This is a genomic window from Candidatus Eisenbacteria bacterium (assembly GCA_020847735.1).
GTDB lineage: Bacteria > Eisenbacteria > RBG-16-71-46 > RBG-16-71-46 > RBG-16-71-46 > CAIXRL01.
The window spans coordinates 305685-312615 of sequence record JADLBL010000001.1 but is presented as its reverse complement, the minus strand read 5'-3'; the positions used below and the strand labels follow the sequence as shown (position 1 = coordinate 312615).

The following is a 6931-nucleotide window of genomic DNA, read 5'->3' as shown; positions in this document are numbered from 1 at the left end:
GGTGACGCGAGCGGGAACACGAACCCGCTGGACGTCACGATGGACGCGGACAAGAGCATCACCGCGACGTTCGCGATCGACCAGCACACGCTGGCGGTGGCGACCGTGGGCAGCGGCTCGGTGGCGAAAGCTCCGGATCAGCCGAGCTACGCCTACGGCTCGAACGTCCAGCTGACGGCCACCCCCGCGACCGGCTGGCACTTCACCGGCTGGAGCGGTGACGCGAGCGGGAGCACGAACCCGCTGGACGTCACGATGGACGCGGACAAGAGCATCACCGCGACGTTCGCGAAAAACTCGGTGGTCGTGAGTCAGGTCTACGGTGGCGGCGGCAACTCGGGCGCGACCCTCACGAACGACTTCATCGAACTCTTCAATCACGGGCCCGACCCGATCGACGTCACCGGCTGGACCGTTCAGTACGGCTCCGCCACGGGCAGCACCTGGAGCACGACGGTGCTCTCGGGTGTCATTCCCGCGGGGCGTTACTACCTGGTCCAGGAGTCGGCCGGCGCCGGGGGCTCCGTCGCGCTGCCGACTCCCGACGCGACCGGATCGATCGCGATGAGCGCGACTTCGGGCAAGGTCGCCCTCGTCAACAACTCGACGGCCCTGACCGGCTCGTGTCCCGCCGGCCCCGAGATCGAGGACCTGATCGGGTACGGTGCCGCCAACTGCTCCGAGACCAGTCCGGCGGGCGGGCTCGGGAACACGACGGCGGCACACCGCAACAGCAACGGGTGCGACGACACCGACAACAACTCGCTGGACGTCTCGTCGAGCGGGCCGACACCACGCAACAGCTCGTCACCCGCGAACGACTGCCTGTTCGCGCTGACGGTGGCCTCCGATCCTCCCGCATCCGGCTCGGTCGGCAAATCCCCGGATCAGCCCGGGTACGCGAACGGAGCCGTGGTCCAGCTCACGGCGACCCCCGTGAGTGGCTGGCATTTCGACCACTGGTCGGGCGGAGCGACGGGGAGCGCCAATCCCCTGTCGCTCGTCATGAATGCCGACTTGGCCGTCACCGCCCACTTCGTCGCCAACGCGCTCTCCGGCGAGGTCGTCATCAGCCAGGTGTATGGCGGTGGTGGCAACGGCGGCGCCACGTACAAGAACGACTTCGTCGAGCTGTTCAACCGCGGCAACGTGACGGTGGACCTCACCGGCTGGTCCATTCAGTACGCCGCCCAGGACGGCGTGACCTGGGCGACCACCACGCTCGTCGGCACCGTGCAACCGGGCGGCTACTACCTCGTGCAGGAAGCGCAGGGCCCGGGCGGCTCGAGCGACCTGCCGGCCCCGGACGGCATCGGGGTCATCAACATGGGCTCCTCGGACGGCAAGGTGGCGCTGTGCAGCGACAACGTCGTCCTGAGCGGGGCCTGTCCGGGCAGCGCGGCGATCGTGGACTTCGTCGGCTACGGGCCCGCCACGTGCGCGGAGACGGCACCGGCGCCGGCGACCGACAACCTGAGCGCGTCGCATCGCAACCACGACGGCTGCGACGAGACGAACGACAACTCGGCCGACTTCTCCACGGCCGCGCCGACGCCGCGCAATACGGCCTCGCCGATTCACGTTTGCGACATCTGGCTCGGCGCGGGACCGCAGGCGGTGACGGACTTCTCGCTGTCGCCGCCGGCGCCGAACCCGACCCGTGGCGCCTCCCGCATCGCGTTCGCGCTGCCGGCGCCGTCGCGCGTGCGGTTGAGCGTCATGGACCTCCAGGGACGGGTGCTGGCGAACCTCGTGGACGGCGTCCTGCCCGCGGGGCGTCACGAAGTGGTCTGGAACGGCGTCGCCGACGGCGGTCCGGCGCCGCCGGGCCTGTACTTCGTGCGATTCGAGGCTCCGGGGCACCGCTTCGCGCGCAACGTGGTCCTGATGCGCTAGGGCCGCGCTCGCTTCATCCGCTGCCGCTTCACGAGCCACGGCCACCCCGCCCGGGGTGGCCGCGGCTCGTCCGGTCCAAGGGCCGGACGGCGGGTGCGGCTCTCAGCCGGCGACCTTCCGGCCGTAGTCGCCTTCGAGCGGAATGGCGAGCGCGACGAGGAAGCTGGGGATCGTGGCGAGAATCACGACCAGGAAGAAATGCCGGTAGCCGATCAGGTCCTCGAGCGCCCCGCTCCACATGCCCGGAAGCATCATGCCGAGCGCCATGAAGCCGGTGCAGATGGCGTAATGCGCGGTCCGGTGCTCGCCACGTGCGATGTACATCATGTAGAGCAGCATCGCGGTGAAGCCGAAGCCATAGCCGAACTGCTCGATGACGACGCAGGCCTGGATGATCGCGATGCTGTGCGGCTGCGCGTAGGCCAGGTAGAGAAACACCGCGTCCGGCAGGTGGATCGCGAACAGCATGGGCCAGAGCCACGCCTTCAGGCCGTGGCGCGAGGCCGCCCAGCCGCCGACGATGCCGCCCAGCGTCAACGCGACGATGCCGACCGTGCCGTAGACGATCCCCACCATTTCCGTCGAGAGTCCGAGTCCGCCCCTGGCGCGCGGATCCAGCAGGAAGGGCGCGACCATCTTGACCAGCTGCGCTTCGCCCAGACGGTAGAGGAGCAGGAACGTCACCGAGACGAAGATGCGCGGCTTGCGGAAGAACGATCCAAAGGTGACGAAGAACTCGCGCAGGAACTCCGGAATGCGCTTCGCCTCGCCGGGATGGTCGGCGGCCGCTCGGGGAAGCGCGAAGCGGTGCCACACGGCGAAGACGACGAAGGCTCCCGCCAGCAGGCTGAAGGTCAGCGACCAGGCCTTCGGCACGCCGAGACGCTCCTGGAGCCGGCCGGCCAGCCACACCAGCAGCCCCTGCCCGGCGATCATCGCGACGCGATAGAACAGGTTGCGCACGCCGACGTACAGCGCCTGTTCCCGTTCGTCGGTCGCGAGCATGTAGAAGCCGTCGGCCGCGATGTCGTGGGTGGCCGAGGTGAAGGCCAGCAGCCAGAAACACGCCAGCGTCCAGGCGAAGAATCCGGACATCGGGACGGTGATCGCCACACCCGCGAGGCCCGCCGCGATCAGCAGCTGCATGGCCCAGATCCACCGCCGGCGCGTCGAGATCAGGTCCACGACCGGCGACCAGAGCGGTTTCACCACCCACGGAAGGTAGAGAAGGCTCGTGTACAGCCCGATGTCGGTGTTCGAGATCCCGAGGCCCTTGTACATGATGACCGAGACGGTCATCACCACGACGTACGGCAGGCCTTCGGCGAGGTAGAGCGACGGGATCCAGGCGAGCGGTGAGCGGCTGCCGGTGCGCGCGTCGGTCATGGGATGGGCCACCCGGGTGGGACTTCTCGTCCGTGAGCGCCTCCCGTGTAGCATGCCCCCGCGCGTGCCGGCAAGAACTCCCGATTCCGCTCCATCGCGGAAGCAGGCCCGGTCAGCGCCGGATCAGCGTCCGCTCGAGATGCCGATGCCAGCGCTCGACCGCCAGGAACGTCGCGTTCGCGGAGGCGACCGCATCCCGGGCTTCGGCCTCGGAGAAGGGCAGCGAGTCCACCCATTCCTTGAACGCGACCATGACGCGCCGGGTGTCGCGCCCGTACTGCAGCAGGAACGACGCCCCGTGCTCGCGCGTGAAGCCCAGGTTGTGGGCCACCACCGCGCCGATCACGGCGCCGCCCGCGCGCGAGCCGCGGCGCACGTACTCCATGCCCGCATACTCCGCGAGCGAGCGGACCTCGGGCAGGCCTTCCATGCCGGGAAGCGAACCGATCGCGTCGGGACCGAAGACCTGCCGCAGGTCGTCGCGGATGAGGAGGGGCGCGGGCACGTCCTCGTCCGACCAGCCGCTCTCGCGCGCACCTTCGTGGACGGACGATCCGGCGAGGCGGTCGAGCACCGCGGCCTCGAAGCCGTGCGACGCGAGCAGGAAGAGCCGGTAGACCTCGCGGTAGTCCGCGAGCGCGCGTTGGCGGGCGTCCCGCTCCGCGCCCTCCGGCGCCGAGCCCGGAGCGGGAACCCGGACGACCACGAAGCGGTTGATGACCGCGGCGTGCTCGACCTGGTCGTGCCGTTCGCGCGTTTCGGCGCGCAGGCGCGCCGAGAGCGGCGTGACGGCGGGAACGGCTTCGTGGGCGACGCCGCTCATGATTCGGCGCCCGCCGCGAACGTCACCGCTTCCGCCTCGCGGGGCGAACCTTCGCCCGGGTCCCTCGCGGACGGCGGCCCGCCCACCGCGCAGCCGAAACCGAGTGGGCACGTGGAGGCGGTCGCGCCGGCGCCGAAGCGTTCGAGGGACTCGAAGCGGGTGCCCACAGGCCGGCGCATCAATCGGACGGTGAGCAGGGCGAGCACGACGGCGACGCTGACGGCGTACTCGAGCGCGGTGAAATGCGCCCGACCGAGCCACTCGAAGACGAGCATGGCGAACAGCCATGCCTTGGCTCCCGCCACCCAGGGCGAGCGCACCGCGTAACCGAAGGCCGCGAGCACCCGGCCGAAGGCGCCCGCGGTCAGCGGCGCGACCTGCCCGCTGCGGACCAGCGTGCGCACCCGGAGCGCGCCGATCACGAGGGCGAGGACACTGGCCACCTCGAGCGTGATGCGAAGGCCGGGACGCCTCATGGCGAGAAAGTAGAAGAGCCAGCCCGCGGTCAGCAGGGCGGTCACCGACCATGTGTAGGCCCGGTAACGGTAGTCACGAACGAACAACCGTTTCGTGCCCGCGGCCGCGGCACCGACACCCAGCAGGCTCGCAAAGGGACAGACCACGTGGATCTCCGACTCGGCTAGTTGAGGCCAACGAACACAGTGAAGCCTACTCAACATGATGGGCCGACCGGCTGTCAAGCGGGCGAGGTGTTCGCCCTCCCCGGATTGCCCGACGCGGAGTGTGGCGCCATTACCGGCCGCGCCCTAGCATGCCCGGACCCCGAAGCGTCCCGCTCCTTCAGAAAGGCAACCGCGTGAAGGCTTCCCCCCCGCCTGTCGGCCAGCAGTTGAGCATCGCGATGTTCATCGACTTCGAGAACATCGCCCTCGGGCTGCGCGACCCCTCCTCGCCCTTCGAGGTGCGCCGCATCCTCGACCGCCTGCTCGAGAAGGGCCGCGTCATCGTCAAGGTCGCCTACGCGGACTGGAACCGGTTCCGCAATCACACCCGGAGCCTGCACGAGAACGGCATCGAGCTGATCGAGATCCCACGGCGCGAAACCACCGGCAAGAACTCCGCCGACATCCGTTTGGTCGTGGACGCGATGGACCTGTGCTGGAGCAAGGAGCACATCGACACGTTCGTGATCGTCTCGGGCGACAGCGACTTCTCCCCCCTGGTCGCCAAGCTCAAGGAGAACGGCCGGCACGTGATCGGACTCGGCATGAAGAAGTCCACCTCGCCGCTGCTGGCCAACGCCTGCGACGAGTTCATCTACTACGAGGACCTCGAGCAGGCCCACGAGCCGGCCGAAGCCGACGAGCGGCCGGCGCAGGGACGCGATTCCGCCTTCCGGCTGCTGGCCGACACGGTGCGTGCGCTCCAGCGCGAGAACTTCGACGTCATCCAGGCATCGCTGGTGAAGGACACGATGAAGCGCAAGCGGCCGGCATTCAGCGAGGCGGCCCTCGGTTACGGCAGCTTCAGCGAACTGCTCGAGGACGCGCAGGACGCGGGCCTCGTCCAGATCCGAAAGGACGAGCGCAGCGGCACGTGGATGGTGGTGAGCGTCGCCAGCGAAGCTCCCGCCCGCCGCCGCCGCCGGACGCGGAGCTGATCCCGGACCGTGACCTTCTCGCCGGAGATCGGTTACGTCGGCGTCCTGTTCGCGCTGTTCGTGATCCCGCGAGCCCTGCAACGGTTCGCCGTTCCGCCGGCGATCACCAGCCTCGCCCTCGGCGTCGCCGCGGGGATCGGCTTCGGGCTGTACCAGCACGACACGACGATTCACCTGCTCTCGGCGTTCGGCATCTCGGCGCTCTTCCTGTTCGCCGGACTCGAGGTGGACGTCCGCGAATTGCGGGCGAACGCGGGAGTGCTCTCCCAGCACCTCGCGGTCCGTACCGCGCTGCTCGCAGGAGTGGCGTTCGCGGTGGCGCGCCTTCTGGAACTCGAGCCGAGAGCTGCGACCCTGCTGGCCCTCGGACTCCTGACTCCCTCCACCGGGTTCATCCTCGATTCGATCGGCCAATTCGGCCTCGCGGACGTCGAGAAGCGCTGGGTCAAGGCCAAGGCGATCGCGACCGAACTTCTCGCACTGCTCGTCATGTTCGCGGCCCTGCAATCCACGACGATCGAACGTTTCGCCGTCTCGACCGTGGTGCTGCTGGGCATGATCGCCCTGCTGCCGCTGCTGTTCCGCGCCTTCGCTTCGGTCGTCGTGCCGTTCGCGCCCCGCTCGGAGTTCGCATTCCTGCTCATGATGGCGGTCGTCTGCTCGTTCGTGACGCGCGAGCTGGGGGTGTACTACCTGGTCGGCGCGTTCGTCGTGGGCATGTCCGCGCAGCGCTTCCGCGAACGGCTGCCGGCGATCGCCTCGGAGCAGATGATCCACGCGGTCGAGATGTTCGCCTCGTTCTTCGTGCCCTTCTACTTCCTGGGGGCCGGCCTGCAGTTGCGCCGCGAGGATCTGTCCGTGGGTGCGCTCGCGTACGGAGCCGTGTTCCTCGCCTCGATGGTTCCGCTGCGGGCCGGCGCGGTCGTCCTGCACCGATGGCTGGCACTGCACGAGTCGCCACGCACCGGACTGCGCGTGGCGGTGGCGATGCTTCCGACCCTCGTCTTCGGGCTCGTCATCGCCGAGATCCTGCGCGACCGCTTCGGCGTCCGGGCCGAGATCTTCGGCGGCGTGATCCTGTACACGATCGTGACCACGATGCTGCCCAGCTTCTTCCTGCGGCGCCCCCTGCCGGATGGCTTCGAGCTTCACGCGCCCGCGGTGGGGCCGGGGCCCGAGGTCGGCCGATCCTGAGCGCGGCACCC

General features: G+C 69.2%; 6 protein-coding genes. 3 read left to right on the top strand and 3 right to left on the bottom strand.

The window, feature by feature from the left end; genetic code table 11:
- Positions 1–1896 (top strand): lamin tail domain-containing protein (locus IT347_01370; GenBank protein MCC6348226.1); only part of this gene is annotated, 1896 nt, incomplete at its 5' end.
- A 102-nt stretch (positions 1897–1998) separates the two neighbouring features.
- Here the strand turns inward: IT347_01370 and IT347_01365 are convergent.
- The 3 genes from IT347_01365 to IT347_01355 form a co-directional block, all read right to left on the bottom strand.
- Complete coding sequence (locus tag IT347_01365) at positions 1999–3282, bottom strand: MFS transporter (protein ID MCC6348225.1); 1284 nt, start codon at positions 3280–3282, stop codon at positions 1999–2001.
- A 112-nt stretch (positions 3283–3394) separates the two neighbouring features.
- Positions 3395–4105, bottom strand: a complete 711-nt coding sequence (locus IT347_01360; protein MCC6348224.1) for a biliverdin-producing heme oxygenase — start codon at positions 4103–4105, stop codon at positions 3395–3397.
- Positions 4102–4728: a hypothetical protein gene (locus tag IT347_01355; protein ID MCC6348223.1), complete on the bottom strand. Its 627-nt coding sequence runs from the start codon at positions 4726–4728 to the stop codon at positions 4102–4104. Before IT347_01355 ends, IT347_01360 begins: the two co-directional genes overlap by 4 nt.
- Before the next feature lie 149 nt (positions 4729–4877).
- Here IT347_01355 and IT347_01350 point away from each other — a divergent pair, with 149 nt between their 5' ends.
- Together IT347_01350 and IT347_01345 are read left to right on the top strand one after the other, a co-directional pair.
- A complete protein-coding gene (locus IT347_01350) occupies positions 4878–5726 on the top strand; it encodes an NYN domain-containing protein (protein ID MCC6348222.1) in 849 nt (282 codons plus the stop codon).
- A 9-nt stretch (positions 5727–5735) separates the two neighbouring features.
- Complete coding sequence (locus IT347_01345; protein ID MCC6348221.1) at positions 5736–6920, top strand: cation:proton antiporter; 1185 nt, start codon at positions 5736–5738, stop codon at positions 6918–6920.
- Positions 6921–6931: the final 11 nt, after the last annotated feature.